This is a genomic window from Streptomyces sp. NPDC053076, assembly GCF_044546845.1.
Taxonomy (GTDB): Bacteria; Actinomycetota; Actinomycetes; order Streptomycetales; family Streptomycetaceae; genus Streptomyces.
The window spans coordinates 81,685-104,487 of sequence record NZ_JBITZL010000005.1 but is presented as its reverse complement, the minus strand read 5'-3'; the positions used below and the strand labels follow the sequence as shown (position 1 = coordinate 104,487).

Sequence of the window (22,803 nt, the reverse complement as noted above, 5' to 3'; positions counted from 1 at the left end):
GTGGCGGTCTCAGGGCCGCGGCCGAAGCCGCCGCTGCAGGTGGTCCGTGAGGGCAACCCCGGGCGTCGGCCGGTCCGCGAGGGTGTGAAGCTTCCCCCTTCAGCGCTGGAGGAGCCGAACTGGCTCGACCTCTTCCCGACAGTCCGGGGCGACGACCGACAGCGACAGATCAACGCGCGCTGCCGGGAGATCGCACGCCGGGAGTGGCGGCGCGTCGTCCCGGTGCTGAAGTTCACGGCAGGCCTGGCCGAGGTCGATACGCAGACGGTCATGGACTACTGCGTGTGCGTAGCCCGGATCGACCAGTGCGAGCGGGAGATCTCCCTGCACGGAATGCTCATCCAGGGCGAGCGTGGGTGGATGAAGAACGGTGCCACCACCATCGCCGGCCAGTACCGGCAGCAGCTCGCGCGCTACATCGGGGAGCTGGGGCTGAGCCCGTCGGCGCGGGGCCGGCTGACGCCGCCGGAGGGTGGCGACGATGGCGACGACGACGACCCGTTCGACTGAGCAGCTGTCCGTCGAGGACTGCTCGGAGGGTCTGCCGGTGCCGCGGGCCGCGCTGCATGAGCTGGGTCTGTCGGATGAGGAGATCGCGGACGCGTTGCTGTCCCGCCCGCTGGTGTCCGCGTTCCAGATGCCGGAGCAGCCTGGGGCTTGGTTCGACGTGACGGCAGCCCGCCGGGCGAAGGCCGCGATCGAATCGTTCAAGCACACGAAAGGCCGCTGGGGTGGCACGCCATTGCGACTGGCGCCCTGGCAGTTCGTGTGGGTGATCGCGCCGGTGTTCGGTTGGCTGTGGCATGACCCGGAGCTTGAGCGGGATGTGCGGGTGGTCCGCGCGGTGTGGATCGAGGTCCCCCGCAAGAACGGCAAGTCGACATTGTCGTCGGGGATCGGCTTGGCTTTGCTGCTGGCGGACCGTGAGATCGGTGCCGAGGTGTACGCGGCGGCAGGCTCGCTCGAGCAGGCGAAGCGTGTGTTCGACGACGCGAAGCGGATGGCGCAGACGTCGAAGGCGGTGAAAGGCCGCGCTGAGGTGCTCACGAGCGTCATCAGGGTGCCGCGGACGGGTGGCGTCTTCCGGGCCCTGTCGAGGATCGCCGAGACCGCCCACGGCCTGAACGTCTCCGGTGCGGTGATCGACGAGGTCCACGTTCACAAGAGTCGGGATCTGATCGACGCGATCGAGACGGGCACGGGCGCCCGCGACCAGCCGCTGATCGTGTTCATCACGACGGCGGATGACGCGCAAGAGGGCTCGATCTACGACGAGAAGCACTCGTACACGCGGAAGGTCGCCGAGAACGTTGTGCAGGATCCGGCGCACTACGGCGTGATCTGGGCTGCGGACGAGACAGATGACCCGTTCGACGAGCGGACGTGGCGGCGCGCGAATCCGGGGCTGGGCACGTCACCGACGCTGGCGTATCTGCGGCGCGAGGCGAACAAGGCGCAGGCCACGCCCTCGTACTATCCGACATTCCTCCGGCTGTCGCTGAACATCCGCGAGAAGGCCAGCACCAGGTGGATCGATGTTCGGTCGTGGGATCGGGTGGCCGGCATGGTTGACGAGGGTGTGCTCAAGGGGCGCCGGGCGTGGGGCGGGCTGGACCTGTCCGCGGTGTCCGACCTGTCGGCGTGGGTGCTGGCGGTGGAGTCGAAGCAACCGGGCGTCGAGGTTGAACTCGTCTCCCGGTTCTGGCTGCCGTCGGAGCGACTGGAAGAGCTGCAGCGGCACTTGCAGGTGCCGCTGGCGCAGTGGGCCCGTGAGGGTTTCCTGAAGCTGACGGAGGGCGATGCGGTCGACTACGACACGATCGAGCGCCAGGTGCTGGCGGACTGCAAGCACTTCGACATGCAGTGGATCGGCTACGACCGTATGTTCGCCGGGCAGCTGGTGCAGAACGTGGACCGGGAGACGCGGCGCGGCGTGAAGGTGACGCCGATCAGTCAGACGTTCCTCGGTCTGTCGCCGGCCTGCAAGGAGCTGGACCGGCTCTTGCTGGAGCAGCGGTTCCGGCACGGTGGGCATCCGATCCTGCGGTGGATGGCCGGCTGCGTGGAGACGATCGCTGACGGCAACGACAACTACCGGCCGACCAAGCCGGATAGGCGCAAGAGCCAGGCCCGGATCGACGGCGTCGCGGCGACGGTGATGGCCCTGGACGGATACCTACGACGGCCGAAGGCGAAGTCGCGGGTTGCGGTCGGATTCTGATGCGAGGGGGTGCTCGTGGCCCCCTTGCAGAAGCCTCAGCCGGGTGAGCCGCTGTGGTGGGTGGAGCGGCTGTGGAAGCAGCTGGCCGAGCGCCGTAAGTACGCGGACACGATGCGCCAGTACTACTCAGGCGACCACCCACTGCCGATGATCCAGGACAAGGCGCGTCCGGCGTTCCAGCGGCTGCTGAAGCAGGCCCGCTCCAACTACACGGGTCTCGTGGTGGACGCTACGGCCGAGCGGATCCAGGTGGACGGTTTCCGGCTGGGTGACGAGGATGTCGGCGACGAGGAGGCGTGGCGGGTCTGGCAGGCGTCCGCGATGGATGCCGACTCGGATCTGCTGATCACTGAGGCGGTCAAGGTGGGCCGGGCGTTCGCGCTGGTGGCTCCGAACCCCGATGATCCGGCGACGCCGATCATCACGGCCGAGGATGTGACGCAGGCGATCGTCGCCTACGAGGCTGGCAGTCGCCGGAAGCGTAGGGCTGGGCTGAAGACGTTCGTCGATGACTGGACGGGGGACGTCTGGGCGACGCTGTTTGTTGACGGCCAGCTGTTCAAGTACCGCGCTCCTGCACCGCAGGTAGGTATGTCGACCGATCCGCGGTGGGAGCCGCGCGAGGTTCGCGGCGAAGTGTGGCCGGCGCCGAACCCGCTGGACGCTGTGCCGCTGGTAGAGATCGTGAATCGACCTGATCTGCTGGGTGAGGCGCACAGTGAGATCGAGGATGTCCTCGATGTGCAGGACCGCATCAACAAAACCCTGATCGACAGGCTGATGGCGCAGGAGTTCTCTGCGTTTCGGCAGCGGTGGATGACCGGCTATGAGGTGCCGGTCGATGACAACGGGCAGCCGATCGAACCGTTCAAGGCGGCCGTGGACCGGCTGTGGGTGATCGAGGACGAGGGCGTCCAGATCGGCGAGTTCTCGGCAACCGACCTGGGCCCGTACCTGGACTCCATCGAGGCCGATGTTCAGCATATGGCCGCGCGCACGCGCACCCCCGCGCAGTACTTGCTGGGCAAGCTGTCCAATGTCAACGGCGAGACCCTGAAGGCCACGGAATCTGGCCTGGTTGCCAAGGTGCGGCAGCGATGCCGGCCGCTCGGCGAGGGGCTGGAGGAGGTCGTTCGCCTGTATCTGCAGGCCGCCGGTGACGGTCGGGACCTGTCGAGCATCGAGGTGATCTGGCACAACCCGGAGTTTCGCACCGAGGGTGAGCTCGTCGATGCCCTGGTGAAGATGGCCACGCTCGGCGTGCCGCACGAGGCGCTGTGGGAACGCTGGGGGGCCTCGCAGACGGAGATCGCCCAGTGGGGGGAGCTTCGGGATCAGGCGGCGGCCAGGGTGCTGGGCGGCGACCCGGCGAGTCTGTTCGGGCCGAAGCCCGACCTGACCGTGACGGACCAGGCGGCGGCCGATGGCAACGCCAGCTGAGCTGGGGCACACCCGCTACCAGCAGGTGACCACGGTCGTCCGCTCCGTCGTGGCCCGCGTCCAGCAGGTATGGAAGGGCGTCTCGGCCGCCACCATCGAGGATGACCTGGAAGGCGCAGCCGGCGCAGCCATCCTGGCCGCGGTCACCGAGGGGCAGCTCACTGTCGCGGACGCCGCTCAGGCATACATCGCAGCACAGATGGCTGCGCAGGGCGGCTCGGCCCTCGCCGAGGCCACGCTCGTGGCGGCAGCGTTCGCCGGCATCGCCCCGGATGGCGGCCCGCTGGAGACGCTGCTATTCCTGCCGGCGATCGGTGTGCGACGCCGGCTGGCCGCCGGGATGGCGACGCAAGAGGCGATGCTCGGCGGGCTCGCCGACATGGCCCGATACGCGGCCACGGCGGTCGCGGACACGGCCCGCTCGGCGGACCAGGTGGCGATGGCCACGCACCGCAGCTGCGTGGCCTACGTGCGCGTGGTGCGACTGCCGGCGTGCTCGCGGTGCATCGTCCTGTCGGGTCGCATGTACAGCCGCAGCGAGGGCTTCCTGAGGCACCCGAACTGCGACTGTCAGACGTTGCCGCTGCGCGAGCACGAGTGGCCGGACGTCCCGTCACCGCAGGAGCTGTTCGCCCGGATGCCGGAGTCGGAGCAGCGGCGGGTGTTCACTGCGGCCGGCGCCGACGCGGTCCGCTCTGGCGCGGATGTGGGTCAGGTGGTCAACGCCCGGCGAGGTATGGGCACAGCGCATCTGGCGGGCCGCTCCTTGCAGACAACGTCCGAGGGGACGACTCGCCGCGGCCTGTACGGCTCTCGCGCGCGGCGCGCGGGCGGGGAGTTCGCCCGCTTCCCGGGCCAGCGCTACTCGCGGGTGACGACGCCCCGCTTGATGCCGGAGGAAATTCTCCGGGTTTCTGACAACCGCGCGGAGCAGCTGCGGTTGCTGCGCCGGTACGGCTACATCGTCTAGCCGATCTTGAGTGTCCCTGCCGTGAGGGTGGGGCGATTGGAAGGAGTCGGCCGCGATGGCTGACGAGAACGGCACCAACCCGGACGCCCAGGAGAAGCCCGAGACGGGCGCGCCTGAGGGTACGGAGGCACCGGCCGCCGAGCGGCCGAACGAGTCCGGCGAGACGAAGATCCCGCCGGAGGTCGAGAGGGCGCTGCGGAAGGCCAACAAGGAGGCCGAGACGCTGCGTCTGAAGCTCAAGGAGTTCGAGGACCGCGACAAAACCGAGGCACAGAAACTCGCCGAGCGGGCCACCGCAGCCGAACAGTCGGCCGCCGTCGCGCAGTCGGAGCTGATGCGGTTTCGAGTTGCGGCCGACAAAAAGCTCCCCGCCGAGCTGGCGGACCGGTTGCAGGGCTCCACACCTGAGGAGATGGCCGCGGACGCCGACAAGCTCCTCGCGCTTTTCAACGCGCAGCAGCGGCAGACGCCCAACTACGACGGCGGTGTCCGACACACGGCGCGCCCGGCATCCATGAACGACCTGATCCGGCAGACGGCCGGTCGGGGCTGACTCACCCCCGGCACGGCACGGTCCGGCCGGTTTCACCGAAAGGATGGGCCGGATCGTGGCCTACAACAACCTGACCTCGCGGACCGACTCGCAGGCACTCATCCCCGAGGAAGTCTCCAACGAGATGCTCGGCAAGGCGACCGAGCAGTCCGCGGTGCTCCAGCTGTTCCGCCGGGTGCCAGTGCAGGCCGGGCAGGTCCGTTTCCCGGTCCTGTCGGCGCTGCCGATGGCGTACTGGGTCACCGGTGACACGGGCCTGAAGCAGACCACCGAGGTCAACTGGACGAACAAGTACCTGAACATCGAAGAGATCGCGACGATCATGCCGGTGCCGGACAACGTCCTCGCCGATGTCGACGCGAACATCTGGGACACGGCTATGCCGCTCCTCGTCGAGGCGTTCGGCCGGGTCCTGGACACCGCCGTGTTCTTCGGCACTAACGCCCCCGCCTCGTTCCCCACGAACATCCTGTCCGCCGCGGCTGCGGCCGGCAACTCGGTCAACGAGGGATCGACCGCCACACAGGGCGGCTTCTTCGGCGACATCGACAAGCTGTACGGCGTCGTCGAGCAGGACGGCTTCGACGTCACCGGCTTCGTCGCCGCGACGTCAGCGAAGGCCAAGCTGCGAGCCGCCCGCGACAGTCAGGGCCGCAAGCTCGACGACGGCCGCGTGTCCGGCAGCCTCGACGCCATCGACGGCTACCCTGTCATGTACCCGATGCGGGGTCTGTTCCCGGTGGCGGGCGGTGTCGGCGTGGATGGCGTGCGCCTCTTCGCCGGTGAATGGAGCCAGTTCATCGTTGGGGTCCGCCAGGACATCACCATGAAGGTGCTGGACCAGGCCGTCATCACCGACAACACTGGGGCGATCGTCTATAACCTGCCGCAGCAGGACATGACCGCGATCAGGCTTACCTTCCGCGTGGGCTGGCAGGTCGCGAACACCCTCAACAACGACCAGCCGACCGAGGCATCCCGCTACCCGGTGGGCGTGCTGAAGACCGTCGGCGCCTGACCGAACCCGCACACGCCGCCCTGATGCCGCCCGGGTGTCGGGGCTTTGTCATGGGAGGTATCGGCCATGGCCGAGTCCAAGAGCACCAGCAGGCAGAGCAAGTCCACCCAGGAGACGCCGGACGACGGGGTCGCCCAGGAGATCCAGAACGCGACCAACGAGGCCGAACGGCAGGGGTACTTCGGTATCGCCGTCGACCCCACGCCGAACGAGAATTACACCCTCAAGGGCGTCACCTCGGGGGCGCCGACCCCTGAGACGGACCCGGAGTACGCCCGCGAGGTCCGGCAGAAGCTCGACGACGACGCCCGCGCGCGCTGACGGAGGGAGGCCGCCGTGGCTGTGCTCCCCTCGCTGGCGACGGTGGCCGACCTTGCCACCCTGCTCGGCAGGACGTTCACGCCTGAGCAGGAGCAGCAGGCGCAGGCCCTGCTGGACCAAGCATCCAGCGTGATCCGGGCCTACGTCCGGCAGGACATCACCCAGGCCACGACGACGGACACGTTCACGATGCGTCGGGCGGATCCAGTGCAGCACCGCTGCAGTGGGCTGGTGACGTTGCCGCAGCGGCCGGTCATCGACATCGCAGAGGTCAAGGTGAACGGCACCGATACGTCGGACTGGTGGCAGGACGGCAATGATCTCCTGGTGCGTCGGTGGACGTGGGATCGCCCACCGGCCGCGCACCGGCCACCGCAGGTGACCGTCACCTACACGCACGGCTGGGACCCGGTGCCCGGGGACATTCAGGCGATCGTGATGCAGGCTGCGAACCGGGTCATCGTCAACCCATCCGGTATCCGGTCGGAATCGGTGGGCGGCGAGTCCGTGACCTATCTGATTCCGGCGGTCGGCGAGTACCTGGGTGTGCTGCTGTCGAAGACGGAGCAGCGCGTGCTGGACCGGTACCGGCGCACGGCGGGCAGCGTGCAACTGCGGAGCCGCTGATGCTGTACCTGCAGGACATCGTCATCGTCCGGCCCGGCACCACCGAGGACGAGTACGGCAACAAGCAGGAGGACTGGGGCGACGGTGCGACCCGCATCCCGGTGTCCGGCGTAAACGTGCAGCCGGAGGGTGGGTCGATCGAGGACACCGACGACAAGCAGGTCGTCGTCACCGGCTGGCGCCTGTACACGCCGCGGGGCGTGGATATCGACCTGCGCGAGACGGACCGCGTCAAGGCGTGGGATACGACGATGCAGGTCATCGGCAAGGTGGCCCGCTGGCCCGCGCCGGGCGGGGGAGTGCACCACGTCGAGGCGGATCTGAGGGTGGTGGCCTGATGGCCCGTACCTCGTTCCGGTTCGTGGCGAACCCCCGCATGTACGACGAGCTGGCCCGGTCCTCGCAGATGCGGGACGCTTTGAAGGATGCCGCGGACCGAGGCGCGGATGTCGCGCGCGCGATCGCCCCCTCGTACACGGGCCCGACCTATGATCCGGCGGTGCAGCGGCACGGCGAGTACCGACAGAGCATCTACTCGGCGGCAAGCATGCGGCCGAACGGATGGCGGGCCGAGTTCGGCGCGACGGCAGGCTGGTGGGGCCAGGTCGAGTTTGGCTCCGGCCGGCCGGCCACATCCCGGGACCGTCCCCAGACGGGCTGGTCCCCGAAGGCCCGTCCGCTGGGACGTGCCCTGGACGCACTGAGGAGTGCCTGATGCGTATCACGCTCGCCAACTGGTACGGGGACAAGGCCCCGGGGGAATCCATCGACGTCGACGAGGCCACTGCGAAGGCTTTGCGCCGGGACGGCCTGGTCGCCAAACCGGCGGAGGAGACCCCGCAGGAGGAGCAGGCTCCGGCCCAGACCGCCAAGGACCCCGCACAGCCGGAGCCTGAGACGGGCCGGAAGAAGCGGTGAGGGGCGGCCTGTCGGCGGCGGTGATGCCGGACGTCGAGCAGGTCACCGTCGCCTACCTGAAGAGCGTCCTGCCGTCCGGCACGACCATCGGCACCGAGTGGCCGGCGAATCTGGCGTCAAGGCTGGCTGCAGGCGTGGTGTCGGTGACCCTGGGCGGGGGCGGATCTCGACTGAAAGCCGTGACCGCGGACCGCACCGTCGACATCGACGTCCTGGCGGCGACGAAGAAACAGGCCCGCGACCTGGCGGCCAGCTGCTCAGCACAACTGATTGCCGCGCAGGGCACCACGCAGGGCGAGGCCCGCATCTACGGCGTAGATGAGACCAGCCTGATTTGGCTGCCGTATCAGGCATCGGCCGAGACGGACACGATCCCGCGGTACGTGCTCGTGATGAGCATGGTGGTCCGCCCCGCATAGCTCGACCAACCCGCATCCCCCTCTGACCATTTCACCCGTCGGCGTCTGGCCGTGCGGGTCCTCGCTATGCCTGGAGGCATCCCGTGGCTCTCGACGCTGACAACGTGCGCGTTGGCCTGAACGGAAACGTTTACATCGCCCCGAAGGGCACCACCGCCCCGAGCGACCTGGAGTCGGCCTGGCCGGCGGGCTGGGTGGATCTCGGCTATCTGTCCGACGACGGCGTCGAGCTGAGCTACAGCACAGACACCGAGGACGTGAACGCCTGGCAGTCCCTCAGCCCGGTCCGGAAGATCCTGACCGGTGTCGACATGACGCTGGGCTTCACCTGCATCGAGTTGAAGACCAGCACGGTGACGCTGTACTTCCCGAGCGCCACCATGACGGACGTCACGACCGGCGTGCACAAGCTGGCCATCCCCGCCGCCCCGGACCCGGACGAGCGCGCGATCGGCCTGGAGTGGACGGACGGCGACATCGTCAACCGGCTCATCGTCTCCCGGGGCGAGGTCACCAACCGCGACAGCATCACCCTGGCCCGCTCGGGCGCTGTCTCCCTGCCGATGACCGTCTCGGCCTACGCCGACGCCGCGCCCGAGATCGCGGTGTGGCTGTCCAACGACCCGGCCTGGGCCGCGGCGTAACCCCTTCTCCCCGGCAGGCACGCACGCGGGTCGCGCCTGCCGGGGTCAACCCGCGAACCCGTAGGAGAAGACCATGACCAGCAAGACCACCGGCACGGAAGTCGTCTCTCTCGACTCCATCGCCAAGCAGCGCCGTGATGCGCTGCCGCAGCCGACCACCTACGAGCTGCACGACGTCACCTTCACCCTGCCGCCGATGCGTCTGCTGCCGTTCGAGCTGCAGGAACGCGTCGGCGACCTGAACAACGTGCCCGGCGTGCTGCGGGACGTCCTCGGCGCGGAGAAGCTGAAGGAGATGTACGCCGCCGGCTTCACGTTCCTCGACATCGAGCTGATCGCCCAGGAGTGGCAGAAGCGGTCCGGGCTGGAGCCGGGGGAATCACCGGCCTCCGCCGCTTCCTGACGGAGTACGGGGAGGCCGTCGAGTGGGACATCGCCCGCTACTGGCCGGGCCGGTCGCTGCTGGAGCTGTACCGCGGGGAGATGTCGTGGCGGGAGCTGCGTGTCTTCCTGCGGTACCTGCCGCAGGACTCTGCGACGGCGCGGGCGGTACGCGGGGCGTCGCCTGAGGAAGAGGCGTGGACGCTGGACCGGCATCTGCTGGCGGCCGTGGTCGACGCGGTCCGTGAGAACACCTTCGCCACGGTGAAGCTCGGCGGCGACCCGAAGAAGACGGGCCGTCTCAAGCCGCCGGACCCCATCCCGCGGCCGGGCGTCGAGCAGCGCACGAAGAGCAACGTCATCCGCTTCGGAGGCAAGCACGGATCCGGAGCGAAACAGCTGGCGGCTGTGTTCGGAAGGCCCGCCGCGAACCAGTAACGGGGGTGCGCGGTGGCCGCTGGCGGTGTCCTCGTCGGACGCGGATACGTCTCGATCCGCCCGGAGTTCGAAGGCGACTGGTCCCGGTCCGTCAACGCCCGCGCGTCCAGTGCCGGCCGTTCGGGCGCAGGTGCGTTCAGCAAGGCGTTCGGCGCGGGCCTCAAAGGGCTTGGCGCGCTGGCCGGTGTGGCGATCGGCGCGAACCTGTCGGCCGCTGCTGCCGGTGCCGCGGCTCTCGCGCCTGCGCTCGCCACTGCGGGCGCGGCTGCAGGCGCGCTGAAGATCGGCCTCAGCGGCGTCGGGGAGGCTTTCAAGGCCGCGTTCGCCGATCACACCGCCGAGGCCAACGCTGCAGCCTCCGCCACTCGTGCCGTCGAGTCGGCGCAGCGCGGCCTGACCAAGGCGCAGCAGGGCCTCGCGGACGCGCGCGTACAGGCGGCCGAGCGCGTCCGTGACGCTCAGCGCGCCGTCGCGGATGCCGAGCAGAACCTGGCCCGCACGGTCGAGGAGTCCGCGCAGCGGCAGACGGACGCGCAGCGACAGGTCCGGGACGCGGAGCAGGATCTCCGCAGCGCCCAGCAGGACGCCCTGCAGGCACAGCAGGCTCTGAACGGTGCCCGGCAGGAGGCGTCTCGGGCACTGCAGGACATGAACGACCGGCTAGCCGAGTCCAAGCTCGACGAGCGTGAGGCCGCGATCCGGCTCACTGAGGCGCAGCGGGAGCTCGCCAAGGCGCGCGCCAATCCGGGGATCACGCCGCAGCAGCTGGAAAAGCTACAGATCGCCTACGAGCGGGCCAAGCTCAACCTCAAGGAGCAGCGCACCGAGACGAAGCGCCTCTCCGAGGACACGAAGAAGGCGAACCGGGACGGCGTCGACGGATCCGAGCAGGTCAAGAACGCCAAGGACCGCATCGCTGACGCCAACAAGAACGTCGAAGAGCGCGAGCGTGCGGTCGGCGATGCGCGGGAGGAGGCCCGCCGGACCGCGGTCGACGGGGCCCGGCAGGTTGCCGACGCCCAGCAGCAGGTCGCTGACGCGCAGGCCGGCGTCGTCGAGGCCCGCAAGGACGGCGCGCGGCAGATCCGGGACGCCGAGCAGGCCGTCGCCGATGCCGCACGGGCGGTGGCCGACGCGCAGGCCGCGGCTGCCGCACAGACAAGCAAGTTCGACCAGGCCATGGCCAAGCTCGCGCCCAACGCGAGGTCGTTCGTCACCACGATCCAGGGCCTTGCCCCGGCCTGGGACGACATGCGCCTGGCGGTGCAGAACGAGCTGTTCAAGGGCCTCGACACCACCGTGTCCGGGCTCGCCCACAGCACCCTGCCGATCCTGAAAGAGCAACTCACCGCCACCGCCGGGATCTGGAACACCATCGCCAAGAACGCGGCGGCCGGCGTGCAGGAGATGGCCAAGAGCGGCATCCTCAAGCAGATCCTGCAGGGAGCCAACGACAACCTGCGAGTCTTCCAGGACACCCCTCGCCAGCTGATCACCGCGTTCGGCCAGCTCACGGTCGCCGCCCAGCCCGCGTTCAACCGGCTCCTGCAGCAGTTCGCCGGCGCCATCACCTCGTTCACCGACGGCCTCGCAGCCTCGTTCAAGAGCGGCGGCCTGCAGGACGCCATCGACACCGCGTTCGGGATCCTCTCCCAGTTCGGCACGCTGCTGGGCAACGCGTTCGGTGTCGTGACGCAGATCTTCAAGGCCGCCTCGGATGCGGGCGGTCAGATCGTCGGCGTGCTCGGATCCGTCTTCGGTGAGCTGAAGAACATCCTTGCCGCACCGGAGATGCAGGCCAGCCTGCGGGAGTTGTTCGGCAGCGTCGCGCAGATCGTCGGCGCGATCGTCCCCGTGATCGGGGCGGTAGTGCAGGCGCTGGTGCCGCTGGTCTCGTCGATCGTCGGCTTCATCGCACAGCTCGCCCAGACCCTGGGCCCGGTGCTGCAGCAGCTGGCGGCTGCGCTCGGGGCAGCCCTGATGCCGATCATTCAGGCGCTTGGCCCGGTGCTCATCACTGTCGGCACGGCGATCATTCAGATCGTCGAGTCGGTGATTCCGCTGCTGCAGCCGATCGCCGACCTGATCGCGGCCGTCATCAACGCGCTGGCGCCCGCCCTGACCCCGGTGATCGACGTGGTGACCGGGCTGGTCGATGTCCTCGTCGGTCCGCTCACCGAAGTGGTGCAGGCGCTGACCCCTGCCCTGGTGATGGTCGGCGACATCATCGCCGCCGTCTTCCAGGCGCTGGAACCGTTCCTCGCGCCGCTCGTCGACCTCCTTGGGAAGGTCGCCGAGCTGATCGTGACCGTCTTCGCCTCGGCACTCAGCGAGCTGCTCGGCGCGTTGCAGCCGCTGATCCCGGTCGGGATGCAGCTCATCACCACTGTGCTCAATGCACTCGCCCCGATCCTGCCGACCCTGGGCGACGCGTTCAGTGTGATCGCGGATGCGCTGCTGGCGATCGTGGGTCCGCTTGGAGACGTGTGGGCGTCGCTCGCGCAGCGGCTCGCACCGATCCTGAGTGACATCGCTCCGATCCTCGGCGAGTTCGCGGGGCTGATCGCGACCACGCTGGCGCAGGCGCTGCCCCCGCTGGCCGAGGCGCTGCTCACCCTCGTCGACGCCTTCATACCGCTGTTCCCGGTGATCTCCGAGATTGCCGGGATGCTCTTGGATATGGCGGCGGGCGTGCTCATGCAGCTGCTGCCGTCACTCCTGCAGCTGGCCGAGGCTGGCGTGCAGCTCGCGCTGGCTCTGCTGCCGATCGTGCCGCCGCTGGCTCAGCTGGTCGCTCTGGTGCTGGAGTTGGCGATCAACGTGCTGTCGTGGCTGCTGCCGCCGCTGATCAGGCTGGCGGACTTCCTTGTGCAGGGTTTCGCTTCGTCGATGGCCTCGGCGATCGGCTGGCTGTCCGGGATGATCACCGTGGTCGCCGACCTTGTCACATGGGTCATCGAGCATCTCGGGCCGGCATTCAGGTGGCTCAACGACAAGATCATCCAGCCTGTCTGGAAGGGCATCCGCCAGACGATCAAGGGCTCGTGGGAGAACGTCATCCGGCCGGCGTTCAATTCGATGAACGCTGGCGTCAGCGGTGTCGCCAGCGTCACCAAGTGGCTCCGCGACAAGATCATTGTACCGGTCTGGGACGGGATCAGCGGTGCCATCAACGGCGTGTGGCGGAAGGGCATCAAGCCCGCGTTCGACGCACTCAAGACCGCCATCGGGCGCGTGGCCACCGCGTTCTCCGACGCGAAGACCGCCATCGGAAAAGCCTGGGACAGGATCAAGGCTCTGACGAAGGCACCCATCAACTGGGTGCTGCGGGTGGTGTGGAACGAAGGCTTGGTCAGCATCTGGCGGAAGATCACCGACTGGATCCCGGGCGTCCCGGACCTGAAGACGCTGCCGCTGCTCGCGCAGGGCGGCACCGTCCCGGTCCGGCCCGGGGTGTTCAACCGGCCCACCGCGATCGTCGGCGAAGGCAGGCCCCAGCACCCTGAGTTCGTCATCCCCACCGACCCCCGCTACCGGGCCCGCGCCCTGTCCCTGTGGGAGCAGGCCGGCGGCCAGCTCATGGCCGACGGCGGCATCCTCGGCAAGCTCAAGGATTTCGGAGGAAAGATCGGAGGCAAGATCGGCGGGTTCTTCTCGTCGGCGACCGCTTTCCTGCGGGACCCGGCCAAGGCGATCCGCAACCTCGTCGGCAAACTCATCAAGCCCCTCGACGACATCAAGAACACGGCGTTCGGCCGGTTGGCCATCGGTATCCCGAAGAGCATGGTCAAGGGCCTGGTCGACCTGGTCACCTTCGGTGGCGACAGCGGCGGAGGAGGGGGCGGACCGATCGGCGGGACGGTCCCATCGGGCCGGCGCCGCAGCATCATCAGCCAGGCCCTCGCCGCCGCGCACGTCCCTCCGCCGGGCGCTGTCGGCCAGTGGCTCGCCGGCATGAACACACTGATCTCGCGCGAGTCCGGATGGAACCCGAACGCGATCAACCGGTGGGACATCAACGCCCAGAACGGCATCCCCAGCCAGGGGTTGGCGCAGGTGATCCCGCCGACGTTCGCCTCCAACCACGTGCCGGGCACGTCGTGGAACATCCTCGACCCGGTCGCCAACGTCGCCGCCGCCGTCCGGTACATCACCCGCCGGTACGGCAACATCACCAACGTTCAGCAGGCCAACGCCAACCGGCCGCCGGCCGGCTATGACGCGGGCGGCTGGCTGCCGCCAGGTGTGACGACGGCGGTGAACGCCACCGGCAAGCCTGAGGCCATCCTGACCAACGCCCAGTGGCAGACCATGACGGCCGCCACGGACCGCAGTCTCGATGGCATGTCGCTGAACGTGTGGCTCGGCAACGAGCCGATCCGGAACATCGCCCGTGCCGAGGTGCGCACGGCGCAGGGTGAGCTGATCCAGGTACTCAACGCCAGCTGAGGAGGTCCCTGAATGGCGATCCCGGGGAACTTCCTCTCCGAGGCCACCTCGTCGATGGACCCGGTGGTGACGGGCTGGGTGCCGCAGCTGAACTGCAGCATCTCCAAGGGCACCGGCGGCCGGGTCGGTGACGGTGTCCTCGCGGTGAAGTCGACGGCGGCCGGGGAGATGCAGGCTCGGATTCTCGGCTCCGTCCTCGTCAACGCCGGGGTCGTCTACTACGCGTTCGCGGACGCCTCGGGGACGGTGCCGGAACGGATCGGAATTCGCTGGCTTGACAAGGCGGGCACCATCCTCGGCACCACCTGGTCACTGACCACGACATCCGCGTCCACGACGTGGCATCGGGTCAGCGTGGCCGGGCAGGCGCCGACTGGGACGACTCGGGCGCAGGTCATCCTGTCGTCCACCCCGGCCGCATCGAACGTCTTCCACTACTGGGAGAACGTGTATTTCGGGCTGCCGATCCGCAGCTACGGCAACCTGTTCCCGTTCAACACCGAGAGCACGGAGATCGACGCATCCGGGTGGACGGCCGAGGTCAACGCGACCATCAGTCGGCAGGCCCCTGTCTTCTCCTGGCCTGCCACCTGGTACTACGCGGGCGGCCACGCCGTGGCCATGACGGTGGTCGCCGCCGGCAACGCCGCTGTGCGGACAACGGAGCGGCCCACGGTAACGCCCGGCGTCGAGTACCTGGCCTACGCTTACCTGATGCCGCCCGTACTGTCGGCGCAGGCGTGGCTGGAACTGCGGTTCTACGACGCCAACGGCAACCAGATCAGCTCACAGCGGGCCTACCTGGCGCCGGTGAGTACGGGCATGCATCGCCAGCTGCTGTCGGCCACAGCCCCAGCCGCCGCTGTCACCTGCGGCATCGCAGCTGGACTCGACGGCGCGTCCGCCGGGCAGGTGCTGCGCCTGGAAACCGTCGCGGTCAAAGTGGCCCCCGAGATCATGGCGGGCACGGTCATCCCCTACGCCAACGGGAGCTTTGAGCAGGACACCGGCGGTTGGGCCACCGTGGCTGGGGTGGCGACGCTGGCCCGTTCCACCCCGTGGGGCGCCGGGGGCTACTACGGCAGCTACGGCCTCGCCGTCTCCTCGGCGACCGCCACGTCCTCGACTATTCGCTCCCCGCAGTTCACTGTGCCGGACGCGCCCGGCCTGAACTGGCGGGCCCAGATTGTCGCCAAGGTCGGATCCGGCTCCTGGGCGACAGTGACGGTGAAAATCCACTGGTACGACGGCAGCGGCGGCGACCTCGGGGCCAGCACGGGCACCGTGTACTCTCTGCCTTCCGGCAGCTGGTACCAGCTCGTCACCGACGCAGTGGCCCCTGACGGCACCGCCCAGGCGGCGGTCGAGGTGGTGGCTGCGGCCGGTAGCACGTCCTCCGTGATGTACGTGGACGCTGTCGCGCTGTGGCAGGTGCTGCCGCAGACCGCGGTCGCCGCGGTCGACTCCGACGGCTACATCCAGCTCACCCTGCGGGAACTGCCGGTCGGCGATCTGATCACCGTGTACCGGATCGGCCCCGACGGCAGTCGCACTCTGGTGCGAGGCGCCGACGGGCTGATCGAGCAGGACGCCGTCGTCTCCGACGTGCTGGTCATCGAGGACCACGAGGCGCCACTCAACACACAGGTGTCCTACTACGTCCAGCTGTACTCGGCGCCCGGGACGCTCGCGTCGACACGGACGTCCACGGTGGTCACGCTCACCCTCGCCGACGCCAACACCTGCTGGCTCAAAGATCCTGGCAATCCGCAGCGGAACGTCCTGGTCATGGTGGCGAGGGCCCCGGACTGGCAGCGGCCGATCGAGCAGGCCAGCTACGTCGTCCGCGGCCGGCGCAACAAGGTCGTCCTCAGTGGCCAGCGGCAGGGCCTGGAGGGCGACCTCGCGATCTGGACCCGCTCTGACGAGGAGCGCAGAGCGCTGCACGCGCTGCTCGACTCCGGCCACATCCTGCTGTGGCAGGCCGCACCTGGCATGGGCGTGGAGGACATGTACGTGTCCGTCGCCCAGGTCGACGAGGCCCGCATCACTGGGCTGGCACAGGAGCTGTGGCGGGCGTGGACGCTGCCCGTGGTGGAGGCCGACATGCCGGTCACGGTGGGCATCGGAGGCGCCCGCGGCCGGACCTGGCAGGACGTTCTCACCGAGTTCGCGACCTGGCAGGACGTCCTCGACACCTACGCGACGTGGGAGGACGTGCTCCTCGACCGCCGAAAGTGAGGTCGCGTGTACCCCGTATCCGACCGCTTCCTCGACCGGCTCGCCGAGTCCCACACGCCGGTCACGCTGGTCGAGCTGTTCCTCACGGACGGCCGGGTCATCGACCTGGAGATCACGGGTGGCAGCGTGCAGGTGGACCGCTCGCAGGCGATCCGCCGTACCTGCACCGTCACCATCGCCGACCCCACCCTGATCCCGCGGACACCGGCCGACCAACTCACCACCTACGGAGCGAAGCTGCGGATCAGCCGCGGCGTCGACTACGGCGACGGCTCGACCGAGTTGGTGCCGCTCGGCATGTTCCGGCTCGACTCGGTGGATGGCGACGTCTCCGACGGGCCCGTCACCCTGCAGGGCAAGGGCCTGGAGGCGATCGTCGCCGACGACAAGCTCACGGCCGTCTATACGGCGACCGGCACCGTCGTCACCGCGGTCACCGCCCTGATCCGCCGCAGCATCCCTGACGCCACCGTGCTCAGCCAGATCACCGACACCACGATCGGCACCCGCACCTGGGACGTCGAATCCGACCCTTGGGCCGCGGCGCAGGAAGTGGCTGCCGCGGCCGGCGCCGAGGTGTACTGCAACGCCGACGGCAGCTTCGTCATCTCCACCCTGCCCGACCTGGCTACAGCCACCCCGGTGTGGTCGATCGAGGCCACCGAGAGCGGGGCGTACATCTCAGCGAGCCGGGCCATGACCAGCGACGGCGTCTACAACGGCGTGCTGGCTCGCGGCGAGAACACCGCAGACAACCGGCCCCCCGTCAGCGCCCTGGTCACCGACAGCGACACCAGCTCACCGACGTACTGGGGCGGGCCGTTCGGCCGGCGGCCGATGTTCTACAGCTCGTCCACACTGACGACCACCGCCGCCTGCACGAACGCAGCCCGCCTCAAGCTCGCCGACGCCAAGGCCCCCAACGCCAGCGGCGACATCTCCAGCCTGCCGAACCCAGCACTGGAGCCGGGCGACGTCATCCGCGTCGTCCACCCGGATGGCACCCGAGAACTTCACCAAGTGGCGTCGTTCAGCGTCCCGCTGGACATCGGCGGAGATTTCCCGATCACCACGATCAGCGCCAAGGAGGACGCGTGAAGTCCGGACACGCTGTCCACCGCGACCTCGCGTGGGCGCTCAAGCAGCAGGCCACCAGGGCGGGGGAGCGGACCCCATCCGTGCGCGGCGCGGACTGGCGGCTCGCCACAGTCACCGCAGTACCAGGCGACGGAACCGTCACAGCGGACGGCATCCCCTGCCGATGCCTCAACACATACGCCGCCCCCGCGGTCGGCGACGTGGCAGTCATCAGCCAGTCCAGCAGCGGCAACTGGATCGCCATCGGCCGGCTCGCCAGCTCCGGCACCCCGCTGTACACGCCGATCTACCGCTACAAGACGGCCAACCTGGACCGGTTCTCGAACACTCTCACCGACGATCCGGACCTTACGATCGCCCTGGACGCGTCTGCCGTCTACAAGGTCGAGATGCACCTGCACTACGCGGCCACCGACGCAATCCGCTTCCGGACCGCCTGGACCGTGCCCACCGGCGCAACCGGCAACCGGTCCGCGGTGGGCCCCGACCAGGGGCAGATCCTCTCCGGCACCTCATCCGGCGGCACAGGCAGGTGGGGCGTCCAAGCCTTCAGCACCGCCTGCATCTACGGCAACCGTGACAGCAGCGTCCTGCAGTGCTTCGCGATGGAAGAGGCCATCGTCACCACCACCACGGCCGGGACGTGCGCCCTGCAGTGGGCCCAGTCCACCACCAGCGCCAGCATCGCCACCCGCCTGGCGGCCGGTTCGAGTATGCGGGTCACCCGCCTCGCGTAGAAAGGGGGGCCTGTGCCCACCACAGACGACTACGGGCAGGGCATCAACATCGCCAGCCTCACCGACGCGCCCGACGCGGAGAAGCTGGCGAAGGAGCTGGCCAACAAGCTGGCGAGCCGGTCGCTGCTACGGTTCGCCAGCTCGTCCGCCCGCGGTGCCACCCTCACTGGGGCCGTAGCCCCGGTCGACGGCATGGCCAGCTACCTGCAAGACGTCAACCGCCTCGACGTCTACAACGGCTCCTCCTGGGTCACCCCCGAGCCGTCCCTGACCAGCACCACCACCGGCCTCTCCGCTGCCTCCGGCTGGACCAGGATCGACTTCTACGGCTTCCGTCAGGGCCGCGTGACCACGATCGACATCTACATCACCCGGACCGGCCCCGACATCAACAGCGTCGGCGGCAACATCGGCGACATCGTGGTCTGCACCCTGCCGTCGGGCTGGCGCCCCACCCACGACACCATCAACGGCCACTGGGACAACGGCGGCGCCTGCGGCGGATGGGTCGTCGGCACCGACGGCATCTGCACCCTCCGCACCTCCAGCGCAGACATCGTCCAGGGGACTGACCTGCGCATGCACGTGGTCTTCATCAAGACCACCTGACCGCACCCCAACCCGCCCGCGCCCCGGATCTGGGCGCCTTTTTCATGCCCAGAAAGGGGCCCGACCATGGTCGATCTGTGGATGCCGGGCGCGACCCGACACTCCCTCGGCAACACCGGAGCGATGAGCGGCGGGCCCGCTCGCGCCGTCTGGCACATCACCAGTAACGCCAAGGACTGGACGTTCGCGCGCGAACTGGGCTGGTTCACCGGCGGCGGCGCCAGCGTAGCCCCCCACCTGCTGTGGGACCCGTTCACCGGCGAGATCGCACAGTTCTTCCCCGCCGACTCCCGCTCGCTGTCGCTGCAGAACGCCGGCACGGTGAAGACGAACCGCACCGGGAAGTACTGCGTGCAGATCGAGATCGTCTTCACCGAAGGCGAGATCGTGAACGGCAAGCGGTACAACTCGGTGCGAGAGACGCCCTGCAAGGGACTCGACGGCATCATGGCGTGGCTGCGCAGCCTCGGCATCCCGGACGTCTGGCCGGGCGGCACCCCCACCGACTTCGCGCGCGACACCGTCAGCCTCGACGCCTGGCTCAAACTCGGCGGCCACTACGGGCACAACCAGGTCCCCGGCAATTCCCATGTCGATCCGGGGCCGATGCCGAACCTGTTCGCCAGTACGCCCACACCGTCGAAGCCGGCGACCAAGCCCAAAGCCAGCCTGGCCCACGTCGTGTACGCGGCCCGCCATGATCCGGCCGCCGCACAGGGCCACACCACGTACAAGAACGAGGTGTTGCTCGTCGAGAAAGCGCTGCACGCCGAGGGCCTCCTCGCCTCCCAGTACGTCGACGGCTCCTACGGCACCAAGACCATCACCGCCTACGCCGCCTGGCAGAAGAAGCTCGGCTACACCGGCACCGACGCCGACGGCATCCCCGGCACGACCAGCCTTACCAGGCTCGGCGACAAGCACGGCTGGACCGTCACGAAGTGACCAGAGAAGAAACGAGACCATCATGAGACTGTTCGGGCGCGAACCGGTCGTCATCCTGAACTGCCTGTCGGCCGTCCTCGGCCTGATCGTCAGCCTGGGCTTCACCGGGCTGACCGCGGACCAGGCCGGGGCCATCGTCGCCGCCGTCTCCGCGATCCTCGGCGCTACCGCCGCCGCCGTGACCCGGCCCATCGCACCGCAGGCGTTCACAGCGGTCGTCGCAGCTGGCGCCGTCCTCGTCGCCGCGTTCGGCTACGACGTCGGCCAGGCCACCATCGGCGCCATCAACACCGTCGTCCTCGCCGGGCTGACCCTGCTGACCCGCGCCCAGGTCACCCCGTCCAAGGACCCGACACCGACCGGCCCGACGGCGGTCTGAGTGCCGTGCCAGGCGGTCCGGCGGATCCGAAAGATGCTGGGCCGCCGTGGCCACTTCCTCCTCATCCTCGGCGTCGGTAAAACGTGCTGGGGCGTCGGGTTCCTCGTCGACCCACCAGGACCCGAGGGGCTCCACCTGCTCACGCACGTCGCCGGCCTGCAGCACTGGGCCTGGCTATGGATCACCTGCGGTCTTGTGACGACGACCTTCGCCTTCTTCAAGGTCGGCCGCGACTGGGCGGGCTTCGTGGCCGCCCTCATCCCCCCCACTGTGTGGGCGATCGCCTACACCGCCGCGGTTGTCAGCGGCACGTACTCCCGCGGCGTCTGGGTCGCGATCTGGTACCTGACCTCGCACTGCGGGGTCATCGTGTGGGCGGCCACGGTGCCCGAGTACTCGGTCCCCCACGTGCCGCGCTCCGCCCGGAAAGGCAGGGCCGCGTGAGCTTCTGGGGCGGGATCGTGGCCGGGTTCGGCACGCTGGGCATGGTGGTGGCGGGCTGGTTCGCCGCGCGGGCCACGAAGGCTGCAGCCGCAGCAACAGCGGAGGCGACGCAGGCAGCAGCGCAAACCCAGGCGGCCCCGGCACAACGGGCCACGGACCTGTCGGTGCTGCAGGCGACCGTGGAGCGGGTGGACAAGGAGAACGGGGAGCTGCGAACTCGGCAGTCCCGACTGGAGTCGGTGCTGCGGGCGTTCTCGTGGAGTGCCGACCGCTGGTGCCGGCAGATGACGCGTGCGGGGATCGAGCCCGAGCCGCCGCATCCCCTGGTGGACGAGTACAACCGAACTGGAGTGTGACCCTTGCCTGAGCCGCCTCGCCCGGTGCAGCCCCGGGAGGATCCCGGCGCCGCCGATATGACGGTGCTCGTCGCCCTCGGCCGCGAAGAGCCGCCGCCCATTCCGGAGCCGGTCACCGACCCGTTCCTTGAGCCTGCCTACTCGGACGGCGCATGGACCGACGGCACCGACCCCGCGTGACAGACGCCCCCGCTTCCCTGCTAACCGGCAGGGGAGCGGGGGCGCTTCGTTTTGTCAGGAGCCGTTCTGCTGGGAGCGGCCCCGGTCGGCGATGCTCTTCACGGTCGGCGCGGACAGTCCGACCTTCCGCGAGAGGATCGCGTTGCCGCCGCGGCCCATCGCGTCGATGGCCTTGGCGAAGGCGACCTGCCGGTTGGCGGTGGCCTCCTTGCACGCGGCCTCGGCCTGGAGGTAGTCGGAGTGGGCCTGGACCGCCTCGGCCTCAGCCTGTGCGCCGGTGTCGTGAGTCTCCACGATGGCCCAGTAGGACTGGGAGTCGAAGTCGTCGATGCTGTTGAGGTCTCCGTCGTGGGCGGCGATCAGGTCGTCGACGATGCCGTCGATGTCGAAGGACTCGATGCTGTCGCCGAGGGTGAGGCTGACCTGGTGGGCGATCTCGGTGCGGTTCATGGTTCCCCCTGGTGTGTTGGGGAGGGGCGCTCCCTCTCGACACCCATAACGTTAGGGGGTACCTAAGGAAAAAGCAAGGGGGGACCTAACGACTCCTCCGGTCGACCTCCATCACCCGTCCACTGGTGCCGAGTTGCGGGTGATTGTCCGACTCTCGCGAGCGCTGCGACTCGCCGTCCAGGGCGCCCCGCTCGCGTCGCCGTCGGGTCACGTAGCGGTGTAGGTCGCTGACGATGACGTCGGTCAGACTGCGACCCTCTGCCTGTGCTTCCTGCTTCGCTGCGATCCATAGCTCGTCGGGCACTCGGATGTTCCGTAGCGGCGTCTTGCCCGTTGCTGGCCTGGCCATCTCTCCCCCTTGTGTGTGTAGGTACAGAAACTAGCATCCATCTCGCCGGACGGCTTGACAAGGGTTCACGGCAGGCGCATTCTGTAGGTACAGAAATGCAAAGCGAGCAGGGGAAACGAAGATGAATAGCAAGGTTTTCGTGAGTGACATCGCAGCCCAGGTCAACGCCACCGACGACGACGTCCGGGCGCTCGACACCCAGTGGCAGCGAATGATCCACATCGACACGGACGGCAACTACTACGTCGACTCCGCCAACCAGAACTACCTGTGGGGCGCGCTCTACGCGACGGTCGACCGCCGCAAGGACAGCCGCATCCAGGCTGCCGACGCGCGACTCGCCAAGACATACGCCGCGCTCAAGGCCTCCACGCCTCCCCAGTCCCGCTCCGGCCGGATCGCATGGCAGGCTCAGATGGTCGGCCTCTTCACCGAAGTCCGTGACGCGCTCGTGGAACTCTGCGACGCCAAGGTCGACGCGAAGAGGATGAAGCCTGCCCTCGCTGAGGCGCTCCGCGCCAAGGCCGACCGCGTGCTCCGGGACGCCGAACACAACGCCAGCCGCGCTGTCCGCCAGATCCGAGCCCTCGCCCGCGGCGTCTGAACAGGCCCGCTC

27 protein-coding genes are annotated in these 22,803 nt (G+C 68.8%); 26 read left to right on the top strand and 1 reads right to left on the bottom strand.

Going from position 1 to position 22,803, the window contains the following annotated elements:
* From ACIGYR_RS21615 to ACIGYR_RS21495, 25 genes are all read left to right on the top strand, one after another.
* Window positions 1-510 carry a phage terminase small subunit P27 family gene (locus ACIGYR_RS21615; RefSeq protein ID WP_399600487.1) on the top strand — a complete coding sequence of 170 codons (510 nt, stop codon included), beginning with the start codon at window positions 1-3 and terminating at the stop codon, window positions 508-510.
* On the top strand, window positions 482-2,221 hold the full coding sequence (locus tag ACIGYR_RS21610) for a terminase large subunit (protein ID WP_399600484.1): 1,740 nt from the start codon (window positions 482-484) through the stop codon (window positions 2,219-2,221). Before ACIGYR_RS21615 ends, ACIGYR_RS21610 begins: the two co-directional genes overlap by 29 nt.
* A 15-nt stretch (window positions 2,222-2,236) precedes the next feature.
* Entirely contained in the window at window positions 2,237-3,661 is a 1,425-nt protein-coding gene (locus tag ACIGYR_RS21605) for a phage portal protein (RefSeq protein ID WP_399600481.1), read from the top strand.
* Window positions 3,645-4,631, top strand: a complete 987-nt coding sequence (locus ACIGYR_RS21600) for a hypothetical protein (protein ID WP_399600478.1) — start codon at window positions 3,645-3,647, stop codon at window positions 4,629-4,631. The genes ACIGYR_RS21605 and ACIGYR_RS21600 overlap by 17 nt, the downstream gene beginning before the upstream one ends.
* 55 nt (window positions 4,632-4,686) lie before the next feature.
* The gene (locus tag ACIGYR_RS21595) at window positions 4,687-5,184 is read left to right on the top strand and encodes a hypothetical protein (RefSeq protein WP_399600475.1); all 498 of its coding nucleotides are present in this window, start codon (window positions 4,687-4,689) and stop codon (window positions 5,182-5,184) included.
* Between the two features lie 55 nt (window positions 5,185-5,239).
* A complete protein-coding gene (locus ACIGYR_RS21590; protein ID WP_399600472.1) occupies window positions 5,240-6,202 on the top strand; it encodes a phage major capsid protein in 963 nt (320 codons plus the stop codon).
* 66 nt (window positions 6,203-6,268) lie between these two features.
* Window positions 6,269-6,523, top strand: a complete 255-nt coding sequence (locus tag ACIGYR_RS21585; RefSeq protein ID WP_399600470.1) for a hypothetical protein — start codon at window positions 6,269-6,271, stop codon at window positions 6,521-6,523.
* 21 nt (window positions 6,524-6,544) lie between these two features.
* The gene (locus ACIGYR_RS21580) at window positions 6,545-7,150 is read left to right on the top strand and encodes a hypothetical protein (protein ID WP_399600467.1); all 606 of its coding nucleotides are present in this window, start codon (window positions 6,545-6,547) and stop codon (window positions 7,148-7,150) included.
* On the top strand, window positions 7,150-7,488 hold the full coding sequence (locus ACIGYR_RS21575) for a hypothetical protein (RefSeq protein WP_399600465.1): 339 nt from the start codon (window positions 7,150-7,152) through the stop codon (window positions 7,486-7,488). The genes ACIGYR_RS21580 and ACIGYR_RS21575 overlap by 1 nt, the downstream gene beginning before the upstream one ends.
* Window positions 7,488-7,865 (top strand): HK97 gp10 family phage protein, encoded by a 378-nt coding sequence (locus tag ACIGYR_RS21570; protein ID WP_399600462.1) that lies wholly within the window; start codon window positions 7,488-7,490, stop codon window positions 7,863-7,865. Before ACIGYR_RS21575 ends, ACIGYR_RS21570 begins: the two co-directional genes overlap by 1 nt.
* The gene (locus ACIGYR_RS21565) at window positions 7,865-8,068 is read left to right on the top strand and encodes a hypothetical protein (RefSeq protein ID WP_399600459.1); all 204 of its coding nucleotides are present in this window, start codon (window positions 7,865-7,867) and stop codon (window positions 8,066-8,068) included. Before ACIGYR_RS21570 ends, ACIGYR_RS21565 begins: the two co-directional genes overlap by 1 nt.
* Window positions 8,065-8,487, top strand: a complete 423-nt coding sequence (locus tag ACIGYR_RS21560) for a hypothetical protein (RefSeq protein WP_399600456.1) — start codon at window positions 8,065-8,067, stop codon at window positions 8,485-8,487. The genes ACIGYR_RS21565 and ACIGYR_RS21560 overlap by 4 nt, the downstream gene beginning before the upstream one ends.
* Window positions 8,488-8,570: 83 nt before the next feature.
* Window positions 8,571-9,131, top strand: a complete 561-nt coding sequence (locus tag ACIGYR_RS21555; RefSeq protein ID WP_399600453.1) for a hypothetical protein — start codon at window positions 8,571-8,573, stop codon at window positions 9,129-9,131.
* A gap of 73 nt (window positions 9,132-9,204) precedes the next feature.
* On the top strand, window positions 9,205-9,534 hold the full coding sequence (locus ACIGYR_RS21550; protein ID WP_399600450.1) for a hypothetical protein: 330 nt from the start codon (window positions 9,205-9,207) through the stop codon (window positions 9,532-9,534).
* A complete protein-coding gene (locus tag ACIGYR_RS21545) occupies window positions 9,477-9,950 on the top strand; it encodes a hypothetical protein (RefSeq protein ID WP_399600448.1) in 474 nt (157 codons plus the stop codon). The genes ACIGYR_RS21550 and ACIGYR_RS21545 overlap by 58 nt, the downstream gene beginning before the upstream one ends.
* 12 nt (window positions 9,951-9,962) lie before the next feature.
* On the top strand, window positions 9,963-14,399 hold the full coding sequence (locus ACIGYR_RS21540; protein WP_399600445.1) for a transglycosylase SLT domain-containing protein: 4,437 nt from the start codon (window positions 9,963-9,965) through the stop codon (window positions 14,397-14,399).
* A gap of 12 nt (window positions 14,400-14,411) precedes the next feature.
* Window positions 14,412-16,640 carry a hypothetical protein gene (locus tag ACIGYR_RS21535; protein WP_399600442.1) on the top strand — a complete coding sequence of 743 codons (2,229 nt, stop codon included), beginning with the start codon at window positions 14,412-14,414 and terminating at the stop codon, window positions 16,638-16,640.
* A gap of 6 nt (window positions 16,641-16,646) precedes the next feature.
* Window positions 16,647-17,738: a DUF5047 domain-containing protein gene (locus ACIGYR_RS21530; protein ID WP_399600439.1), complete on the top strand. Its 1,092-nt coding sequence runs from the start codon at window positions 16,647-16,649 to the stop codon at window positions 17,736-17,738.
* A complete protein-coding gene (locus tag ACIGYR_RS21525; protein ID WP_399600436.1) occupies window positions 17,735-18,475 on the top strand; it encodes a hypothetical protein in 741 nt (246 codons plus the stop codon). The genes ACIGYR_RS21530 and ACIGYR_RS21525 overlap by 4 nt, the downstream gene beginning before the upstream one ends.
* A gap of 12 nt (window positions 18,476-18,487) precedes the next feature.
* Window positions 18,488-19,084 (top strand): hypothetical protein, encoded by a 597-nt coding sequence (locus tag ACIGYR_RS21520; RefSeq protein WP_399600433.1) that lies wholly within the window; start codon window positions 18,488-18,490, stop codon window positions 19,082-19,084.
* 66 nt (window positions 19,085-19,150) lie between these two features.
* The gene (locus ACIGYR_RS21515; protein ID WP_399600431.1) at window positions 19,151-20,029 is read left to right on the top strand and encodes an endolysin; all 879 of its coding nucleotides are present in this window, start codon (window positions 19,151-19,153) and stop codon (window positions 20,027-20,029) included.
* A 22-nt stretch (window positions 20,030-20,051) separates the two neighbouring features.
* A complete protein-coding gene (locus ACIGYR_RS21510) occupies window positions 20,052-20,408 on the top strand; it encodes a hypothetical protein (protein ID WP_399600428.1) in 357 nt (118 codons plus the stop codon).
* 33 nt (window positions 20,409-20,441) lie between these two features.
* Window positions 20,442-20,852, top strand: coding sequence for a hypothetical protein (locus tag ACIGYR_RS21505; protein ID WP_399600426.1), 411 nt, complete (start codon window positions 20,442-20,444; stop codon window positions 20,850-20,852).
* Window positions 20,849-21,208, top strand: a complete 360-nt coding sequence (locus ACIGYR_RS21500; protein WP_399600423.1) for a hypothetical protein — start codon at window positions 20,849-20,851, stop codon at window positions 21,206-21,208. The genes ACIGYR_RS21505 and ACIGYR_RS21500 overlap by 4 nt, the downstream gene beginning before the upstream one ends.
* Window positions 21,209-21,211: 3 nt before the next feature.
* Window positions 21,212-21,388: a hypothetical protein gene (locus ACIGYR_RS21495; RefSeq protein ID WP_399600420.1), complete on the top strand. Its 177-nt coding sequence runs from the start codon at window positions 21,212-21,214 to the stop codon at window positions 21,386-21,388.
* Window positions 21,389-21,442: 54 nt separating this feature from the next.
* On the opposite strand, the gene ACIGYR_RS21490 is transcribed toward ACIGYR_RS21495, so the two are convergent.
* Window positions 21,443-21,838 (bottom strand): hypothetical protein, encoded by a 396-nt coding sequence (locus tag ACIGYR_RS21490; RefSeq protein WP_399600417.1) that lies wholly within the window; start codon window positions 21,836-21,838, stop codon window positions 21,443-21,445.
* A gap of 488 nt (window positions 21,839-22,326) precedes the next feature.
* On the opposite strand from ACIGYR_RS21490, the gene ACIGYR_RS21485 reads away from it, so the two are divergent.
* Window positions 22,327-22,791, top strand: coding sequence for a hypothetical protein (locus ACIGYR_RS21485; RefSeq protein WP_399600414.1), 465 nt, complete (start codon window positions 22,327-22,329; stop codon window positions 22,789-22,791).
* The last annotated feature ends 12 nt before the right edge of the window (window positions 22,792-22,803 follow it).

Bases quoted from the DNA above. Each gene is read 5' to 3' on its own strand.
- ACIGYR_RS21610 (WP_399600484.1), top strand. From the start codon at position 482: ATGGCGACGACGACGACCCGTTCGACTGAGCAGCTGTCCGTCGAGGAC.
- ACIGYR_RS21550 (WP_399600450.1), top strand. From the start codon at position 9,205: ATGACCAGCAAGACCACCGGCACGGAAGTCGTCTCTCTCGACTCCATC.
- ACIGYR_RS21535 (WP_399600442.1), top strand. From the start codon at position 14,412: ATGGCGATCCCGGGGAACTTCCTCTCCGAGGCCACCTCGTCGATGGAC.
- ACIGYR_RS21490 (WP_399600417.1), bottom strand. From the start codon at position 21,838: ATGAACCGCACCGAGATCGCCCACCAGGTCAGCCTCACCCTCGGCGAC.
- ACIGYR_RS21595 (WP_399600475.1), top strand. From the start codon at position 4,687: ATGGCTGACGAGAACGGCACCAACCCGGACGCCCAGGAGAAGCCCGAG.
- ACIGYR_RS21585 (WP_399600470.1), top strand. From the start codon at position 6,269: ATGGCCGAGTCCAAGAGCACCAGCAGGCAGAGCAAGTCCACCCAGGAG.
- ACIGYR_RS21505 (WP_399600426.1), top strand. From the start codon at position 20,442: ATGCTGGGCCGCCGTGGCCACTTCCTCCTCATCCTCGGCGTCGGTAAA.
- ACIGYR_RS21510 (WP_399600428.1), top strand. From the start codon at position 20,052: ATGAGACTGTTCGGGCGCGAACCGGTCGTCATCCTGAACTGCCTGTCG.
- ACIGYR_RS21575 (WP_399600465.1), top strand. From the start codon at position 7,150: ATGCTGTACCTGCAGGACATCGTCATCGTCCGGCCCGGCACCACCGAG.
- ACIGYR_RS21600 (WP_399600478.1), top strand. From the start codon at position 3,645: ATGGCAACGCCAGCTGAGCTGGGGCACACCCGCTACCAGCAGGTGACC.
- ACIGYR_RS21565 (WP_399600459.1), top strand. From the start codon at position 7,865: ATGCGTATCACGCTCGCCAACTGGTACGGGGACAAGGCCCCGGGGGAA.
- ACIGYR_RS21570 (WP_399600462.1), top strand. From the start codon at position 7,488: ATGGCCCGTACCTCGTTCCGGTTCGTGGCGAACCCCCGCATGTACGAC.
- ACIGYR_RS21515 (WP_399600431.1), top strand. From the start codon at position 19,151: ATGGTCGATCTGTGGATGCCGGGCGCGACCCGACACTCCCTCGGCAAC.